A 17,361-nucleotide genomic window follows, 5' to 3' on the forward strand; every position below is an offset into this window, starting at 1 on the left:
TCGCCGGCAAGCCGGCTTCTACAGCAGGTTTCAATTGCACGAAGCTCGCGCCAGCGAGCTTTTTCCTGCTGATACAAGCTGTTACTGTACGGAGCATTAAGCCCAAGCCGCCTGGAACGGATCTCTGACTCGATGCGTCCCCTCCTTCTGCTCTTCTTCAGTCTGGCCTTGAGCTTTCCCGCAAGCGCGACGATCACCGAAAGTCATGGTTATGCGCAGTTTGGCACGCTCAAGTACCCGGCCAAGTTCACCCACTTCGACTGGGTCAATCCCGCTGCGCCCAAAGGCGGCACCTTGCGGGTCATGGCCTTTGGCACCTTCGACACCCTCAACCCCTACACCTTCAAGGGCACCAGCCCGGTCGCCACGCCGAACTTCCTGCAATACGGGGTCAACGAACTCAACGAACCCCTGATGGTGGGCACCGGCCTCTACGCGCCCTCCGGCGACGAGCCCACCTCCAGCTACGGCCTGATAGCCCGCTCCGTGGAATACAGCGAGGACCGCAGCTGGGTGGTGTTCAACCTGCGGCCCGAGGCACGCTTTCACGACGGCCAGCCGATCACCGCCTATGACGTGGCGTTTTCCTACCGCCTGCTGCTCAAGGAAGGCCACCCGCAATACCGCACCAACCTGCAGGAAGTGCAACGGGTGGACATCCTCGGCCCGCAGCGCATCCGCTTCGTGTTCAAGCGCGCCGGCAACCCGCTGCTGATCCTGCGCCTGGGCGAGCTGCCGGTACTGCCCCAGCACTACTGGAAAGACCGCGACTTCAAGGCCACCACCTTCACCCCGCCCCTGGGCAGCGGCCCCTATCGCATCACCCAGGTCCAGCCCGGACGCCAACTGGTGTTCGAACGGGTCCAGGACTACTGGGGCAAGGACTTGCCGGTCAACCGCGGCTTCAACAACTTCGACCGGGTCGAGGTGGAGTTCTACCGCGACAGCGACGTGGCCTTCGAAGCCTTCAAGGCCGGCGAGTTCGACATCTACATCGAGCACCAGGCCAAGAACTGGGCCAACGGCTACAACTTCCCCGCGGTCAATCGCGGCGAGGTGATCAAGGCCCAGGTGGCGCACCAGATCCCCACCCAGACCCAGGGCCTGTTCATGAACACCCGGCGCAGCCTCTTCGCCGACGTGCGAGTGCGTGAAGCCCTGGGCCTGATGTTCGACTTCGAATGGACCAACCGCACCCTGTTCAGCGGTGCCTACCAGCGCGCCCTGAGCTACTACCCCAACAGCGAATTCTCCGCCACGGGCCTGCCGGTGGGACACGAATGGCTGCTGCTGTCGCCTTACCGCGACCAGTTGCCGGCCAGCCTGTTCACCCAGGCCTTCGGCCTGCCCCGCACCGAGGGCCGCGGCATTCCCCGGGAAACCCTGCGCCGCGCCCTGGGGCTTTTGGCCGACGCCGGCTGGAAGCTCAACGGCCAGCGCCTGCAGAACAGCACCGGGCAGCCGCTGCGTTTCGAGCTGATGCTGGTCAATCCCAACCTGGAACGGATTCTCCAGCCCTATGTGGAGAACCTGGCGAGCATCGGCATCGAGGCGCGCCTGCGTACCGTGGACCGGGCGCAATACAAGCAGCGCCTGGACCAGTTCGACTACGACATGATCCTCATGACCCTCAACCAGACCCTGAGCCCGGGCCTGGAGCAATGGCAGTACTTCCACTCCAGCCAGGTTTCGGTCAAGGGCAGCAAGAACTATGCAGGCATCAACAACCCGATCGTCGATCACCTGCTGGAGCAACTGCTGGCCGCCCAGAGCCGCGACGACCAACTGGCCGCCGGCCGCGCCCTGGACCGGGTGCTGCTGTGGCAGCACTACATGATTCCCAACTGGTACCTCAACTATCACCGACTGGCCTACCGAAACCGGTTCGCCTTCGTCACCACGCCGCCCTACAACCTGGGCCTGAACGCCTGGTGGCTGAAGTCCCTGGAGACTCCCCAATGATGCCTCTGCGAGCCCTGCTCCTGCGCACCGGCGGCCTGTTGTTCGGCGTCATCGCCTGCTGTGCCCAGGCTGCGCCGCAACATGCCCTGACCCTGTACAACGAAGCGCCGAAATACCCGGCGAGCTTCCAGCACTTCGACTTCGTCGATCCCCAGGCCCCCAAGGGCGGCACCTTCCGCATGGCCGGCTTCGGCAGCTTCGACAGCCTCAACCCCTTCATCAGCAAGGGCGTGCCCGAGCAGAACATCGGCCTGATCTACGACACCCTGATGACCCAGAGCCTGGACGAACCCTTCACCGAATATGGACTGGTGGCGGGCAAGATCGAGAAAGCCCCGGACAACAGCTGGGTGCGCTTCTACCTGCGCCCGGAAGCACGCTTCAATGACGGCCAGCCGATTCGCGCCGAGGACGTGGTGTTCAGCTTCCAGACCCTGATGAGCGCCGGCTCGCCGCTGTACCGCGGCTACTACGCCGACGTCGACCAGGTGATCGCCGAAGACCCGCTGCGGGTGCTGTTCAAGTTCAAGCACAACAACAACCGCGAGTTGCCGCTGATCCTCGGCCAGCTGACGGTCCTGCCCAAGCACTGGTGGGAAAGCCGCGACTTTGCCAAGAGCAACCTGGAAGTGCCCCTGGGCAGCGGCCCCTACCGGGTCACCGCGGTCAAGGCCGGACGCTCGATTCGCTACGAGCGGGTCAAGGACTACTGGGGCCGCGACCTGCCGGTGAACCGCGGCTTCTACAATTTCGACGTGATCACCAGCGACTACTACCGCGACAACACCGTGGCCCTGGAAGCCCTCAAGGCCGGCCAGTTCGACTACTGGCTGGAAATCAGCGCGAAGAACTGGGCCAACGCCTACAACATCCCGGCCGTGGCCCAGGGCCGGCTGATCAAGGAACAGATCGCCAACGGCAACCCCACCGGCATGCAGGGCTTTGTCTTCAACACCCGCCGGCCAATGTTCCAGGATGTGCGGGTGCGCCATGCCCTGAGCCTGCTGCTGGACTTCGAGTGGAGCAACAAGCAGCTGTTCAACGGGGCCTACACCCGCACCCGCAGCTACTTCGAGAACTCGGAGATGGCCGCCACCGGCCTGCCGGGCCCGGAGGAGCTGGCGATCCTCGAACCGCTGCGGGGCAAAATCCCGCCACAGGTGTTCGACCAGGCCTTCTCGCCTTCGGTGTGCGACGGCAGCGGCATGATCCGCGCCCAGCAGCGCCAGGCCTACCAACTGCTGCAAGAGGCCGGCTGGCGCATCGTCGACGACAAGATGGTCGACGCCCAGGGCAAGCCGGTGGTGATCGAGTTCCTCCTGGCCCAGACCGAGTTCGAGCGGGTGCTGCTGCCGTTCAAGCGCAACCTGGCCGACCTGGGCATCGACCTGGTGATCCGCCGGGTCGACGTGTCCCAGTACATCACCCGGGTGCGCTCGCGGGACTTCGACATGATCGTCGGCAGCTTTCCCCAGTCCAACTCCCCGGGCAACGAGCAGCGCGAGTTCTGGATGTCCTCCAGCGCCGACAAGCCCGGCAGCCGCAACTACATCGGCCTCAAGGACCCGGCCATCGACAGCCTGGTGGAAAGCCTGATCAACGCCGATTCGCGCAGCAGCCTGGTGGCCCACGCCAAGGCCCTGGACCGGGTCCTGCAATGGGGCTACTACGTGATCCCCAACTGGCACATCAAGACCTGGCGCGTGGCCTACTGGGACCACATCGGCCACCCGCAAGTCGCGCCCAAGTACGACATCGGCATCAACACCTGGTGGATCAAGCCCGATGCCAAGCCCGCCGTAGAACCGGCCCCGGACCAGGCGGCCCCGGCCGACAGGGAGCAATGACATGCTGGCCTATATCTTTCGCCGACTGCTGCTGATCATCCCCACCCTGCTGGGCATCCTGCTGATCAACTTCGTGATCATCCAGGCCGCCCCCGGCGGCCCGGTGGAGCAGATGATCGCCAAGCTCGAAGGCTTCGACGGCGCCACCAGCCGCATCGCCGGCGGCGGCGCCGAAGTCTCGGTGGCCGGTTCCAGCTACCGCGGCGCCCAGGGCCTGGACCCGGCGCTGATCAAGGAAATCGAGCACATGTACGGCTTCGACAAGTCGGCGCCGGAACGCCTGTGGATCATGATCAAGAACTACGCCACCCTGGATTTCGGCAACAGCTTCTTCCGTGACGCCAAGGTGGTGGACCTGATCAAGGAGAAGATGCCGGTGTCCATCTCCCTCGGGTTGTGGAGCACCCTGATCATGTACCTGGTGTCGATCCCCCTGGGGATCGCCAAGGCCACCCGCCACGGCAGCCACTTCGATGTCTGGACCAGCTCGGCGATCATCGTCGGCTACGCGATCCCGGCCTTCCTGTTCGCCATCCTGCTGATCGTGGTGTTCGCCGGCGGCAGCTATTTCAACTGGTTCCCGTTGCGCGGCCTGACCTCCAACGACTTCGACCAGCTGAGCTGGGGGCGCAAGATCCTCGACTACTTCTGGCACCTGGCGCTGCCGGTCACCGCCCTGGTGATCGGCCACTTCGCCACCATGACCCTGCTGACCAAGAACAGCTTCCTCGACGAGATCAACAAGCAGTACGTGGTCACCGCCAAGGCCAAGGGCCTGACCCAGCGCCGGGTGCTCTACGGCCACGTGTTCCGCAACGCCATGCTGCTGGTGATCGCCGGCTTCCCCTCGGCCTTCATCGGCATCTTCTTCACCGGCTCCCTGCTGGTGGAAGTGATCTTCTCCCTCGACGGCCTGGGCCTGATGAGCTTCGAGGCGGCGATCAACCGCGACTACCCGGTGGTGTTCGGCACCCTGTTCATCTTCACCCTGCTGGGGCTGGTGGTGAAACTGATCGGCGACCTGACCTACACCCTGGTCGACCCACGCATCGACTTCGACAGCCGGGAGCATTGAGATGAACCTGTCCCCCCTCAATCGCCGGCGCTTCGAACGCTTCAAGGCCAACAAGCGCGGCTGGTGGTCGCTGTGGCTGTTCCTGGTGCTGTTCATCCTCAGCCTGGGCGCCGAGCTGATCGCCAACGACAAGCCGCTGGTGGTGCACTACGAAGGCGGCTGGTACTTCCCGGCCCTCAAGCGCTACCCGGAAACCACCTTCGGCGGCGAATTCCCCCTGGAAGCCAACTACAAGAGCCCGTACATCCGCGAGCTTTTGGCACAGAAGGACGCCTGGGTGCTCTGGGCACCGATCCCCTACAGCTACCAGAGCATCAACTACGACCTGCGGGTGCCGGCCCCGGCGCCGCCTTCGGCGGACAACCTGCTGGGCACCGACGACCAGGGCCGCGATGTGCTGGCCCGGGTCATCTACGGCTTTCGCATCTCGGTGCTGTTCGCCCTGACCCTGACCATCCTGAGTTCCATCATCGGGGTCATCGCCGGCGCCCTGCAGGGCTTCTACGGCGGCTGGGTGGACCTGGCCGGGCAGCGCTTCCTGGAAATCTGGTCCGGGCTGCCGGTGCTCTACCTGCTGATCATCCTCGCCAGTTTCGTGCAACCGAACTTCTGGTGGCTGCTGGGGATCATGCTGCTGTTTTCCTGGATGAGCCTGGTGGACGTGGTGCGCGCCGAGTTCCTGCGCGGGCGCAACCTGGAATACGTGCGCGCGGCCCGGGCCCTGGGCATGCAGAACGGCGCCATCATGTTCCGCCACATCCTGCCCAACGCCATGGTTTCCACCATGACCTTCATGCCCTTCATCCTCACCGGGGCCATCGGCACCCTCACCGCCCTGGACTTCCTCGGCTTCGGCCTGCCGCCGGGGGCGCCGTCCCTGGGCGAGCTGGTGGCCCAGGGCAAGTCCAACCTGCAGGCGCCGTGGCTGGGCATCAGTGCCTTTGCCGTGCTGGCGATCATGCTCAGCCTGCTGGTGTTTATCGGCGAATCCGCCCGCGATGCCTTCGACCCGAGGAAATGACATGACCCAGGACACTCTGATCGAAGTCCGCGACCTGGCGGTGGAATTCGTCGCCGGCGCCCAGTGCCAGCGCGTGGTGGAAGGCATCAGCTTCGACATCAAGCGCGGCGAAACCCTGGCCCTGGTAGGGGAAAGCGGCTCCGGCAAATCGGTGACCGCCCACTCGATCCTGCGCCTGCTGCCCTACCCCCTGGCCCAGCACCCGTCCGGCAGCATCCAGTACGCCGGGCACGACCTGCTGACCCTGAAGGAAAAGACCATTCGCCACATTCGCGGCAACCGCATCGCCATGATCTTCCAGGAGCCCATGACGTCGCTGAACCCGCTGCACAGCATCGAGAAGCAGATCAACGAGGTGCTGGGCATCCACAAGGGTCTGACCGGCAAGGTCGCCAGCAGGCGCACCCTGGAACTGCTGGAACTGGTGGGCATTCCCGAGCCGCACAAGCGCCTCAAGGCCCTGCCCCACGAACTGTCCGGCGGCCAGCGGCAACGGGTGATGATCGCCATGGCCCTGGCCAACGAGCCGGAACTGCTGATCGCCGACGAGCCGACCACCGCCCTCGACGTCACCGTGCAGTTGAAGATCCTCGAACTGCTCAAGGAACTGCAGGCGCGCCTGGGCATGGCCTTGCTGCTGATCAGCCACGATCTGAACCTGGTGCGGCGCATTGCCCACCGGGTCTGTGTCATGCAGAAAGGCCGCATCGTCGAGCAGGCGTCCTGCGAGGAGCTGTTCCGCGCGCCGCAGCACCCCTACACCCGGGAACTGCTGGCCGCGGAGCCCAGCGGCCTGCCGGCGAGCAATGAAGTCGGCCCGCCGTTGCTGCAAGTGGACAACCTCAAGGTCTGGTTCCCGATCAAGAAGGGCCTGCTGCGCCGCACCGTGGATCACGTCAAGGCCGTGGACGGCATCCACTTCAGCCTGCCCCAGGGCCAGACCCTGGGCATCGTCGGCGAGAGCGGCTCGGGCAAGTCGACCCTGGGCCTGGCGATCCTGCGCCTGATCGCCAGCCAGGGCGGGATTCGTTTCGAAGGCCAGCAGCTCGACGCCCTGAGCCAGCAACAGGTACGGCCGCTGCGGCGGGAAATGCAGGTGGTGTTCCAGGACCCCTTCGGCAGCCTCAGCCCGCGCATGAGCGTGAGCCAGATCGTGGGCGAAGGCTTGCGCATCCACAGGATCGGCAACGAACAGGAGCAGGAACAGGCGATCATCGAAGCGCTCAAGGAAGTGGGCCTGGACCCGGACACCCGACACCGCTACCCCCACGAATTCTCCGGCGGGCAACGCCAGCGCATCGCCATCGCCCGGGCCCTGGTGCTCAAGCCGCGGCTGATCCTGCTGGACGAGCCGACCTCGGCCCTGGACCGCACCGTGCAGCGCCAGGTAGTGGAGCTGCTGCGCAACCTGCAACGCAAGTACAACCTGACCTACCTGTTCATCAGCCACGACCTGGCGGTGGTCAAGGCCCTGAGCCACCAGTTGATGGTGATCAAGCACGGCCAGGTGGTGGAACAAGGGAACGCCCAGGCAATCTTCGGCGCCCCGCAACACCCTTACACACGGCAATTGCTGGAAGCCGCCTTCCTGGCTCCGGCAAGCGCCGAATAACCTGCAACAGGAGTAGCCACTTATGGGTTTTCTCGCTGGGAAGCGTGTCCTGATCGTCGGTGTCGCCAGCAAGCTGTCGATCGCCTCCGGCATTGCCGCCGCCATGCACCGTGAAGGCGCCGAGCTGGCCTTCACCTATCAGAACGAAAAACTCAAGGGTCGGGTCGAGGAATTCGCCGCCGGCTGGGGTTCCAGCGCCGAGCTGTGCTTCCCCTGCGATGTGGCCAGCGACGAGCAGATCGCCCAGGTGTTCAGCGAGCTGGGCAAGCACTGGGACGGCCTGGACTGCATCGTCCACTCCGTGGGCTTCGCCCCGGGCGATCAGCTCGAAGGCGACTTCACCGACGCCACCACCCGCGAAGGCTTTCGCATTGCCCACGACATCAGCGCCTAAAGCTTCGTGGCCCTGGCCAAGGCCGGCCGCGACATGATGAAGGGCCGCAACGGCAGCCTGTTGACCCTGTCCTACCTGGGCGCCGAGCGCACCATGCCCAACTACAACGTGATGGGCATGGCCAAGGCCTCGCTGGAAGCCGGCGTGCGCTACCTGGCCGGCTCCCTGGGCCCGGAAGGCACCCGGGTCAACGCGGTCTCCGCCGGGCCGATCCGCACCCTGGCCGCCTCGGGCATCAAGAACTTCCGCAAGATGCTGGCGGCCAACGAAGCCCAGACCCCGCTGCGGCGCAACGTCACCATCGAGGAAGTCGGCAACGCCGGGGCCTTCCTCTGCTCGGACCTGGCCTCGGGCATCAGCGGCGAGATCATGTACGTCGACGGCGGCTTCAACACCACCGCCATGGGCAACCTCGACGAATGACTCCCGGCTGTGGCGAGGGCCCTCAGGCCCTCGTCGCAGCGCCGCGACACCGGCTGATCGCCGATCCAGGCTCACCGGCCGCAGTGCAGATACCTGCCCCTCACGGATGCCCGATGCAAAGAACCCCATGGAAAACCCGGCCGTCTGCTCGCCCGCCGAAACCGCCCGGCATCAAGCTGCCGTGCCTGCTGCTGGTGATCTTTCTTGCCGGCTGCGACAAGCCTCAAGACACCCAGCCCAATCGCCTGACCGACACAGTCGCCAGCCTGCACATCCCGTTGGCCGCAACGGTTGACGAGATCATTGCAAACAGCCCGGTACGCTTTGGCGCCGACTGCCTGGAGGCGGTCGACATGTGCTGGTATGAAGCCGATCGCCAAGGCGCGCTCCTTGACCTGAGCCTTTCCCAGCCCGAGGGCGCGCTGGAGCTGGATCAGGTGTCCGGGCTGAGCATGGCCGTGGATGGCCGGGTTTCGAACAACATCCAGGCATTGAACATCGACCTGCGCGGCCTGCCGGACAACAGCACGCACAAGCAGAACAAGGACCTGATCTATCGCCTCATCGGGAACTTGAAGAGCGCCGGCTGGCAAACCTACTACTTCCCTTCAGACCCGCGGATACCCGGCGCGCAATGGCACAAGCTCGACGGGCAGGAGAGCCTCCTGGGCATGACCCCGCTCAGCCATCCCCTGTTCGATGCCAAGCGTGAAATGAGCCTGGAAGAATGGCTCGGCGTCGGCACCTTCTATGACTGGTATCTCTACCAGGGCAACTTCATCGCCCATGTCCGGGCCCTGCGCTACGACTCGAAAAGCGCGCCCCTGGAAACCGCTGTCTACCTGATCAGCGTCAACCTGATGTCCCTGGACAGGTTCTGGGCGAGCCATTTTGCCGAGCACCAGCGAGCACACTGGAAAGCCCTGCTCCCGGCTCAATTGCAAGCCCTGCTGCAGCGGCGCTCGCAAGCGGAAACCCGCGCCAGGGCCGCCGGGGTGACCCTCGAGGAAGGCTATGCGCCACCGGCCATCGAGCGCGGCCCGTAGCGGCCGGCCAGCGCCTTGGGTTGCAGCCCCGCTCCACGCTGCCGGCCTTGCCGGCAGCAGATTCAGTGGCTGCGCTTGCCGGCCTGCTTGTGCAGGTACATGGCCTGGTCGGCATCGGCCAGCAGCGCTTCGATACCGGCGTGGCGCTCGGGGTCGTATGCGATCTGGCCGACGCTGAAGCGGATGTCGTAGCCGCGTTTCAGGGAAGCGTTGCGCTCATCGAGGATCTCCCGCAGGCGCGCCATGATCGCCGACGTCTCGACGTCATCGGTCCCGGTCAGCAGGGCCACGAACTCATCGCCGCCCAGGCGGCCGATCACATCACTCTCGCGAAAGGCAATGCGCAGCACATCGGCAAAGGTCTTCAAGGCCCCGTCCCCTTCGGCATGACCGTAGCTGTCGTTGATCCGCTTGAACTCGTTGAGATCGAAAAACAGCAGGGTCGCCGACTTGTCCAGACGCGTGCACGCCGCCAGGGCATGCCGGGCCAGGGCTTCGAAGCCGCGCCGATTGGACAGCAGGGTCATCTCGTCCATGCTGGCCATCTGCACGGCCGCCAGTTCCTGCTCGGCCATGCGGGCCAGGTCTCGCAGCAGGGCACGCTCTTCGTCGTCCAGGTCCCGGGGCCGGGTATCGATCAGGCACAGGGTGCCCAGCTTGCTGCCATTGGGCACGCTCAGGGGACAACCGGCGTAGAAGCGGATCCGCGGTTCGCCGGTGACCAGTGGGTTGTCCTGGAAACGTTCGTCGCACTCGGCGTCGCGGACCATGAAGATCTGGTCATCCAGGATCGCGTGGCCGCAAAACGAAATGTCCCGGGAGGTCTGGCTGGCCTCCAGCCCCGCGGCGGACTTGAACCACTGGCGATCGCTGTCCACCAGGCTGATCAGGGCAATGGGCACATTGAACAGGCGCTTGGCCAGTCGGGTCACCCGGTCGAAACGCTCCTCCGGCAAGGTGTCGAGCACATTCAGCTCGCGCAGGGTCTGGACTCGCCGGGCCTCATCACTGGGTTTGCGGGGATACAACATCGCGGACTCCATTCGCGGCTAAGACCGCAAGCGTAGTCCAGTTTCACCGCCAGCCCCTGGCGAGGCGGCTGGCGGTCCTCGATCGCGGCCTGTCACAGCCGCGCGGTCAACAGGATCCGCGCGTAGCCGCCGACGAACAGGGCAAAGGCCAAGGCGCCCAACAGCGCCGAAATCCCCAGGCCCAGGGCGCTGAATGGCACCAGCAGCACCCGGCACAGGGCCGCCAGGAACAGCAAGGCAAAGGCCCCGACCATGGCCCGGGTCACCTGCAGCGGCCGGCCGCTATGGCCCAGGCTGACCCGGGCGATCATGCCCAGCACCAGCCCGCCGAGACCGCCTAGCGCCAGGGCGTGGGTCACCAGACTCTGCGACGACAGACCGCCCAGGTGCCACAGCGCCATGCCCAGGGTGGCCAGCGCCAGCCACAGGTAGCCCAGGTACAGCGACCACAGCAGCGGCAGCCGCCACAGCCCCGGCTGGTGCCAGCGCCACAGGCGCCACAGATGCAGGGCCGCCAGCACTGCGAACAACGCTGCCAGCCAGGGCCGTGGCGCGTCACCGCCGCCCAGGGCCATGGAGATTGCCGCCAGCAGGCTGCCCAGCAGCAACACCCGGGTGGGCCAGGGCGAAGCCGGTGGCGCCGGCGGCCGATTGAGCCCGCGCTGGATGAAGAACGGAATGACCCGACCGCCGATCACCGTCATCAGGGCCGCCACCAGCCACAGCGCCCCCAGCTCGCCGTGGCGCTGCCAGAGTTCCTGCGCCGCCAGCAGGCCCAGCAGGGTCTGCCCCTGAAACAGCGTCAACAGGCCCAGGATCAGCACCATGGGGTAGTTGTCGCGCTTGCCCGCACGCCACAGTTCATGCCCCACCACCGCGGCCAGCGCCGGCATGAAGGCCAGTTGCAGCACCAGGAACAACGGCAGCGGCAGCGCCAGCCACCAGGCCAGCCGCGCCAGCAGCCAGAGCAGCCACAACAGGATCAACGGCGTGCGACTCAGTGCCGGGCGCCCGGTCCAGTTGGCCACCGCCGTCAGCAGAAACCCGGCGATGATCGCCACGGCGAAGCCGAACAGCATCTCGTGCCGATGCCACGCCAGCATGCCGCCCAGCGGCTGGCGGCCGCTCCAGCCGCCGTGCAGCCACAGGCCCCAGCCCACCAGGGCGAGGCAGGCAAACGCCGCTCCGGCGAGGAAAAACGGCCGGAAGCCCAGGCTCCACAGCGGCTGCGCGGCCCATTGCCGCCAACGTTCAGGCAGCGACACAGGCATCCCTCCCCTGGCTCGGGACAGGCAACGGCGAATTGCAGCGACGAATCATGCTCGGAACTCCTTGGCCAATCAGCGATGCATCAGCCCCATCAGGTTTCATGCCAAGACCGCCGCCCGGCAAAACCGCGGCCGCCAGCCACACCGAGTCTTTATGACCCGAAAAAATCAGGTCATAACGACCACGCAACAGGTCAATTCGACTCGGTTTTGCGAGCTGCGTTTTTCCGCCCAAGGGCGTAGATTGGCAGCCCTTGCCATCCCCCTACGCCACAAGGATGTCCCCGGTGCCCTCCCGTCCCAGCGCCCCGTCCGAAAAAAGCCTGTCGCGCCTGTTGCTGGAACTGCTCTGGCAGTTGAGCGCCCTGCTGATCCCGATCTTCCTGGTCACCGTGCTGCCGCCGCCCCTGGCCCTGGCCGTGGTGCTGGGCTGCGCCGCCGGCATGGTCCTGGCGGCTCGCCTGGGCTGGCCCCGCACCGGCCGCGCCATGGCCCGCCTGATGATCAGTGCGGTGTTCGGCCTGGGCTTCAGCCTGGGGCGGGCATTGCCGGCGTACTGGGACATCGCCGCGGCCTTCGCCAGCATCCTGGTTGGCATGGGCACCATCAGCCACCTGGAGCGCCGCCTGGGCCTGGTCCAGGCCCCCGCGGCCAGCACCAGCGCCTGGGGCGGCAGCGAACCGCAGAGCACCCCGGAAGGCCTGCCGATCCGGGTGTTCAACCAGGGCGAGATCGCCATGGGCGGCCCCACCTATTGCGACTACCTGTTTCCGGACGGCGTGTTGCTGCAAGGACTGGGGTCGTCGGCGCGCTTCTCCAGCGACGGACGCTACTTCGCGGCGCCCTTGCCATCGCGGCAACGCTGGGGCCTGGCGATCCTCGATCGCTCGCTGCGCCGGCTGTACCGCTGCGACCACAGCGAGTTCTGGGAGCTGGACGCCTTCAGCGAAGAGCGCCTGATCGGGCGGCACAGTCCCCTGGTGGACAACGGCTCGCGCCACGCCAGCCTGGCCACGCTGCTGGAGGGCGCCGAAGCGATCGACCTGCTGGCGGTGGCCGATCTGTGGCTGGAGCCCGGTGCCTGGGTCGACAGCCTGGCCCGGCAGAGCTTCGAGGAACAGTCCCCGGACGGACGTCACCGGCTCCAGGCGCGGATGCTCCTGCCCCGTTGCTTGCGAGACTTGCCCCAACCCCTGGAACCCTTGCGGGCGCCGCCTTACCAACTGAGCCTGGACGGCCAGCCCACTGGCCTGCTGATCGGCGCCGACAGCCCCCGCTGCTGGAGCCGCGACAGCCGCTCCCTGGCCTGCAGCGCCCGCGAGGAACAACAACCCGATCTGGCCGCGACCTGGCTGTGGCAGGCAGACCACGGCTGGCGCCCGCTGCCGGCGCCCTGGGTTGCCAGTCCGGCGGAACCCTCCTTTTACCCCGGCCCCCTGCTGGAGCTGGACAGCCACTACCTGCGCCACGCGGCCTACCTGGACTGCGCCGAAGCCGACCGGGGCCGCTACGGCTATCGCCTGCACAGCATCCACAGCGACACCGAGACCGGCGTCGGCCACGACCCCGAAGGTTGCCTGCAGGTCGCGCCGCTGCCCCTGGTGCGGACCCGAGTGCGCCAGCCCCTGGACAGCGGCGGCCAGCGCGGTGACAGCCAGATCGAGTCGGAGCCGCTGCTGGGCGGCCAGCGGGCGCTGTTCAGCTGGCTGGCCGACGATGAACACGGCCTGGGCACCTACGCCTGCCGGATCGGCGACTGGCAACTGCCCGGGCACTGGCGGTTGGACCATCGGGTTTCCGACTGCCGGCGCTACCTGGCCCTGCTGCCTGTTGCCCGGCTTCCCCTGGTCAGCGACCGGGCGGTGGTGGCCGACCTGCAACAGCGACGCCTGCTGCACAGCCCGCCGCTGCTGGCGGCGCGCCTGCTGGACCTGCGCCATGGCCAGTTGAGCCTGGCGGTGATCGTCGGCCGCCTCGACCAGGACCTGCCAAGCAGCCCCCTGCAACGCTTCAATCAGCCCGCGCCGGCACCCGACGACGCTGCCGCGTTCTGCGCCGAGCAAGACGGCTCCCAGCTGTGCTACCAACGCCAGCGCTTGCAGATCACCGAGCAGCAGCTGCTGCCGCTGCCCGACTGGCGCCTGGTGGACCGGCCCCAGGCCGCGGTGGCTGAAGGCGACTTCATCCAGCCGGCCCCCGACGGCCGGGATGCCGCGTGGCTGTTCGGCAGCGAAACCGAATACGCCGACAGCTGGCTGCGGGAAAGCAGCCCGCGCCTGGGCGGCCACTTGCTCACCGCCAGCGGCTGCGCCCTGACGGACCTGGCACCGTCGCTGATCTGGTCCGCCGATGGCCGTTACCTGGCCCTGACCCGGCTGCGCCTCGACGTCGAGGACGGCCACCGCGCCTGGCAGCTGTTGCTGCTGGACGTGCACCAGCGCAGCCTGCGCATCGCACCGCAATGGCTGCGCCACCGGCCGCTGTTGCGGCGCTTCGACCACCAGGACCTGGAGTTGCGCCTGTTCGAACGGGATTGGCAGGCCGCGGACGACGCCGATCCGGGCCGCAGCCTGCGCCTGCCCCTGGCCGAGTTGCTCGCCCTGCCCGCCCAGGCCCTGGAGCCCCATCAGGGCCTGTGGCTGCTCGCCGCCGACGCGCACCTGGCCGGCGCCTGGCAGGCCCTGGCGCGCCCGGAGCATCCGGCGTTTGGTCCCGCAGCCTGAAGCGGCGCCTCAGTCCTCGCGGGCGGCCAGGGCACTGTGCGCCCGCTGGCTGACAAAACCGGGGATCTGCTCCCCGGGCAGGGACTTGCTGTAGTACCAGCCCTGGATGATCAGCTCCGAGCTCGATTGCAGAAAGTCCAGTTGCTCCCGGGTTTCCACCCCTTCCACCACCACCTTGAGCTTGAGCGTCTCGCAAAAGCGCAACAGACCGTTGAGCACCTGGGCGCCCCTGGGCTCGCGCTGGGCCAGGACGAAGCTGCGGTCGATCTTGATCCCGTCCACCGGAAACTGGTGCAGGTAGCTCAAGGCGGAAAAACCGGTGCCGAAGTCATCGATGTAGACCCGCGCCCCCAGGGCATGCAGCTTGCCGATCCATTGCTGGGTCAGCAGGGCATCGCCCACCAGCGCGTCCTCGGTGATCTCCACCGACACCTGCCCCTGGGCCCAGGCGAGAATCTCCAGCAGGCGCCGACCATGCTCCGCCGAGGCCAGGGTGGCACTGGAGATATTGATGGTGATGGGCAGTTGGAAGCCGCTCTTGCTCCAGGCCAGGTGCTGGCGCACCGCCTGGGAGGCGACCCAGAAATCCACCTCAGGCATCAGCCCGGCCTGCCCCAGCCATTGCAACAGCTCCCAGGGCGACTGCACCTTGCCCTCGCCGTCCCGGGCGCGGATCAGCGCCTCGCAGCCGGTGCACAGGCCACTGCCCTTGGCCACCTGGGGCTGGTACTCCAGGTGAAAGTCGTAGCCGCTCAGTTGCTGGATCCGCGCCAGTTGCAGGGACTGCTGCGCGGCCTGTCGGTAGGCCGCCACCATCGGGTCCAGCTCGAACAGCCTGCCGCGCTCCTCCAGGCCGCGGAAGGTGGTGTCGAAGGTTTTCAGGTAGACCTGCCCGGCGCCTTCGCCCTGGCGCTGGATACTGCGCACATAAGGCAGGTAGATCAGGGTGCCGATCCCCAGCAACAGCAGTTGCAGAAGCACCGCGCCCCAGTCGCCCTGGGTGCTCAGGTAGGCATTGAGCAGCACCGGCGAGGTAAAGGGCAGGCTGACCAGCGCCGGGCTGACCCAGCCCAGTTGCACCACCAGCAGGGCCAGGCAGGCGTTGACCATGGGCACCAGCATGAAGGGCACCAGCAGCCGCGGGTTGAGGATGATCGGCAGGCCGAACAGCAGCAGTTCGTTGACGTTGAACAGCGACAGCGCCAGGCTCGCCATAGCCAGCAGGCGCATGGAACGGTTGCGCGAAAATCCGAGGATCGCCAGCACCAGGGCCAGGGATCCGCCGGAACCGCCGATAAAGGCGAAACATCCCAGTAGCCCGCTGTTGAGGGCAAAGCGCAGGGGCTGCCCGGCAGCGTGATCGGCGGCATTGAGGGCCACCGCCTGATCCATCACCTCCATCAATGGCTGCATGGCGTAGGTGCCGTGAATGCCGAAGAACCACAGCAGGGAGTTGGTCGAGGTCAGGAGAATCGCGTTGAGGTAGGGGTGATCCAGGCTGTCGATGTCGAGCGGGCGCTGGATGTAGGCAAAGTCGTGGACCTGCAACAGCAGCTGCAGCACCGCCACCAGCGCCAGGCAGGTCAGCCCTCCCGGCAGCACCATGTTGATGGTGCCCTTGAGGTTGTGCCCCACCAGGCCTTCGTCCACCAGCCGGGTCCAGCGTCGGCGGTGCAGCCAGGCCATGACCGGGACATTGACCAGGGGCGAGGCGATGGCGATGAACAGCACGAAGGTCGCCGACGCCAGCGGATAGTCCCGCAGCAGGTAGATGGCGATCACCACATGGGCCAGGCAGAGAAAGGCCACCGGCAGCTGGGGCAAGCGGTGCTGGATCGCCAGCATGTAGCCGATGGACGCCGCCACCAGCAGGGGAATGATCGAACTGATGCGGTTGTGCAGCCCGGTCAGCAGGTCCACCAGGGAGCCGGGGGCGCCCAGGGCCTGGGCGCATTGCGCGAGGATCAGGAACAGTGCCGACACCAGCAGGCAGGGCAATAGCCAGAGCAGGCCTTCGCGAATCGAGCGCAACGACTCGGCGCCCGCCAGCAACGCCAGGCGGTGGGTGAAAAACAGCTTGAACCCCAGTTGCCGCATCGGCCTCTCCCCTCTGCCAGCACACGTCCGTCCCCCGCAGACGGCCCCCGCCACGGCCGCCCGGCGTCTGGCGGCGCCGTGGGGCAAACAGGGGGTGCAGGCGAAGATACCACTGTAGAAACCCTGGTCGGCAAGCACTCGATGGCACTGCCTTGAGTGTTTTATCGCCCCGGCGGCGCCAGACTTGACCCCGACGCCGCGCCTCCGGCCCGGCTGCACCCCGGTATAACGGCGAATCAATATCATTTGCAGCGTATCAGGGGTTTTGCTTTAATCGCGAGCAATTCCCATTTGCAACGCCACCCGCCACCGGACCACGCCCTTGCCTTCCATGCCGCCCGCCAGCCCCGCTCTGGTCCACAACCTCTATGACGCCCATCACCCCTGGCTCTATGAACTGTTGCGGCGCCGCCTGAACCACGCCTGGGATGCCGCCGATCTGGCCCACGAAATCTTCGTCCGGGTACTCAAGCGCCCGCCGCAGCTGGACGGCGAGGTGCAGCAGCGCTCCTACCTGGCCACCATCGCCCGGGGCCTGTGCATCGATCACTGGCGCCGCCGCCAGCTGGAACAGGCCTGGCTGCAGGCCCTGGCGGCGCGGCCCCAGGCGTTGCAACCGTCCCCGGAGCAACGGGCGATCATCGTCGAGACCCTACACGAAGTGGACGCCATGCTCGGCCGCCTGCCGCAACGGGTGCGCGAGGCCTTTCTCCTGGCGCAGTTGCATGGCCGTCCCTACAAAGCCATTGCCGAAGAACTGGGGGTCTCGGAGCGCATGGTGAAGAAATACCTGGCCCAGGCCCTGGTGCATTGCGCGCTGCTGGAGGCCGAACTCGACGGCCTGCTGATCGAGTAGAGCCCC

11 protein-coding genes and 1 pseudogene are annotated in these 17,361 nt (G+C 66.5%); 9 read left to right on the plus strand and 3 right to left on the minus strand.

Annotated features, from left to right (window positions below):
* Positions 1-132 precede the first annotated feature (132 nt).
* From ACMGG8_RS20705 to ACMGG8_RS20735, 7 genes and pseudogenes are all read left to right on the plus strand, one after another.
* Entirely contained in the window at positions 133-1,962 is a 1,830-nt protein-coding gene (locus ACMGG8_RS20705; protein WP_060839058.1) for an extracellular solute-binding protein, read from the plus strand.
* Complete coding sequence (locus tag ACMGG8_RS20710; protein ID WP_414158305.1) at positions 1,959-3,809, plus strand: extracellular solute-binding protein; 1,851 nt, start codon at positions 1,959-1,961, stop codon at positions 3,807-3,809. Before ACMGG8_RS20705 ends, ACMGG8_RS20710 begins: the two co-directional genes overlap by 4 nt.
* Position 3,810: 1 nt before the next feature.
* The gene (locus ACMGG8_RS20715) at positions 3,811-4,884 is read left to right on the plus strand and encodes a microcin C ABC transporter permease YejB (RefSeq protein WP_060839056.1); all 1,074 of its coding nucleotides are present in this window, start codon (positions 3,811-3,813) and stop codon (positions 4,882-4,884) included.
* 1 nt (position 4,885) lies between these two features.
* On the plus strand, positions 4,886-5,905 hold the full coding sequence (locus tag ACMGG8_RS20720) for an ABC transporter permease (RefSeq protein ID WP_060843442.1): 1,020 nt from the start codon (positions 4,886-4,888) through the stop codon (positions 5,903-5,905).
* A 1-nt stretch (position 5,906) separates the two neighbouring features.
* Entirely contained in the window at positions 5,907-7,517 is a 1,611-nt protein-coding gene (locus ACMGG8_RS20725) for an ABC transporter ATP-binding protein (RefSeq protein WP_414158306.1), read from the plus strand.
* A gap of 22 nt (positions 7,518-7,539) precedes the next feature.
* Positions 7,540-8,334: pseudogene (gene fabI, locus ACMGG8_RS20730) on the plus strand (enoyl-ACP reductase FabI).
* A gap of 113 nt (positions 8,335-8,447) precedes the next feature.
* A complete protein-coding gene (locus ACMGG8_RS20735) occupies positions 8,448-9,380 on the plus strand; it encodes a hypothetical protein (protein WP_414158307.1) in 933 nt (310 codons plus the stop codon).
* Between the two features lie 62 nt (positions 9,381-9,442).
* Here the strand turns inward: ACMGG8_RS20735 and ACMGG8_RS20740 are convergent, their stop codons facing one another.
* Both ACMGG8_RS20740 and ACMGG8_RS20745 read right to left on the minus strand, forming a co-directional pair.
* Positions 9,443-10,411 carry a sensor domain-containing diguanylate cyclase gene (locus ACMGG8_RS20740; RefSeq protein WP_060843440.1) on the minus strand — a complete coding sequence of 323 codons (969 nt, stop codon included), beginning with the start codon at positions 10,409-10,411 and terminating at the stop codon, positions 9,443-9,445.
* Positions 10,412-10,503: 92 nt separating this feature from the next.
* Positions 10,504-11,682: an NnrS family protein gene (locus ACMGG8_RS20745; RefSeq protein WP_235758339.1), complete on the minus strand. Its 1,179-nt coding sequence runs from the start codon at positions 11,680-11,682 to the stop codon at positions 10,504-10,506.
* Positions 11,683-11,966: 284 nt separating this feature from the next.
* Between ACMGG8_RS20745 and ACMGG8_RS20750 the strand changes: the two genes are divergently transcribed.
* Positions 11,967-14,402, plus strand: coding sequence for a hypothetical protein (locus ACMGG8_RS20750; protein WP_414158308.1), 2,436 nt, complete (start codon positions 11,967-11,969; stop codon positions 14,400-14,402).
* A 9-nt stretch (positions 14,403-14,411) separates the two neighbouring features.
* Here the strand turns inward: ACMGG8_RS20750 and ACMGG8_RS20755 are convergent, their stop codons facing one another.
* Entirely contained in the window at positions 14,412-16,499 is a 2,088-nt protein-coding gene (locus tag ACMGG8_RS20755) for an EAL domain-containing protein (protein WP_060839049.1), read from the minus strand.
* A gap of 331 nt (positions 16,500-16,830) precedes the next feature.
* Here ACMGG8_RS20755 and ACMGG8_RS20760 point away from each other — a divergent pair, with 331 nt between their 5' ends.
* Entirely contained in the window at positions 16,831-17,355 is a 525-nt protein-coding gene (locus ACMGG8_RS20760) for a sigma-70 family RNA polymerase sigma factor (protein ID WP_060843437.1), read from the plus strand.
* Positions 17,356-17,361 lie beyond the last annotated feature (6 nt).

The sequence above is a fragment of the Pseudomonas sp. BNK-45 genome (assembly GCF_047456255.1).
In the GTDB taxonomy this organism is placed as follows: domain Bacteria; phylum Pseudomonadota; class Gammaproteobacteria; order Pseudomonadales; family Pseudomonadaceae; genus Aquipseudomonas.

Bases quoted from the DNA above. Each gene is read 5' to 3' on its own strand.
- ACMGG8_RS20740 (WP_060843440.1), bottom strand. From the start codon at position 10,411: ATGTTGTATCCCCGCAAACCCAGTGATGAGGCCCGGCGAGTCCAGACC.
- ACMGG8_RS20725 (WP_414158306.1), top strand. From the start codon at position 5,907: ATGACCCAGGACACTCTGATCGAAGTCCGCGACCTGGCGGTGGAATTC.
- ACMGG8_RS20760 (WP_060843437.1), top strand. From the start codon at position 16,831: ATGCCGCCCGCCAGCCCCGCTCTGGTCCACAACCTCTATGACGCCCAT.
- ACMGG8_RS20710 (WP_414158305.1), top strand. From the start codon at position 1,959: ATGATGCCTCTGCGAGCCCTGCTCCTGCGCACCGGCGGCCTGTTGTTC.
- ACMGG8_RS20745 (WP_235758339.1), bottom strand. From the start codon at position 11,682: ATGCCTGTGTCGCTGCCTGAACGTTGGCGGCAATGGGCCGCGCAGCCG.
- ACMGG8_RS20705 (WP_060839058.1), top strand. From the start codon at position 133: ATGCGTCCCCTCCTTCTGCTCTTCTTCAGTCTGGCCTTGAGCTTTCCC.
- ACMGG8_RS20735 (WP_414158307.1), top strand. From the start codon at position 8,448: ATGCAAAGAACCCCATGGAAAACCCGGCCGTCTGCTCGCCCGCCGAAA.
- ACMGG8_RS20715 (WP_060839056.1), top strand. From the start codon at position 3,811: ATGCTGGCCTATATCTTTCGCCGACTGCTGCTGATCATCCCCACCCTG.
- ACMGG8_RS20755 (WP_060839049.1), bottom strand. From the start codon at position 16,499: ATGCGGCAACTGGGGTTCAAGCTGTTTTTCACCCACCGCCTGGCGTTG.
- ACMGG8_RS20720 (WP_060843442.1), top strand. From the start codon at position 4,886: ATGAACCTGTCCCCCCTCAATCGCCGGCGCTTCGAACGCTTCAAGGCC.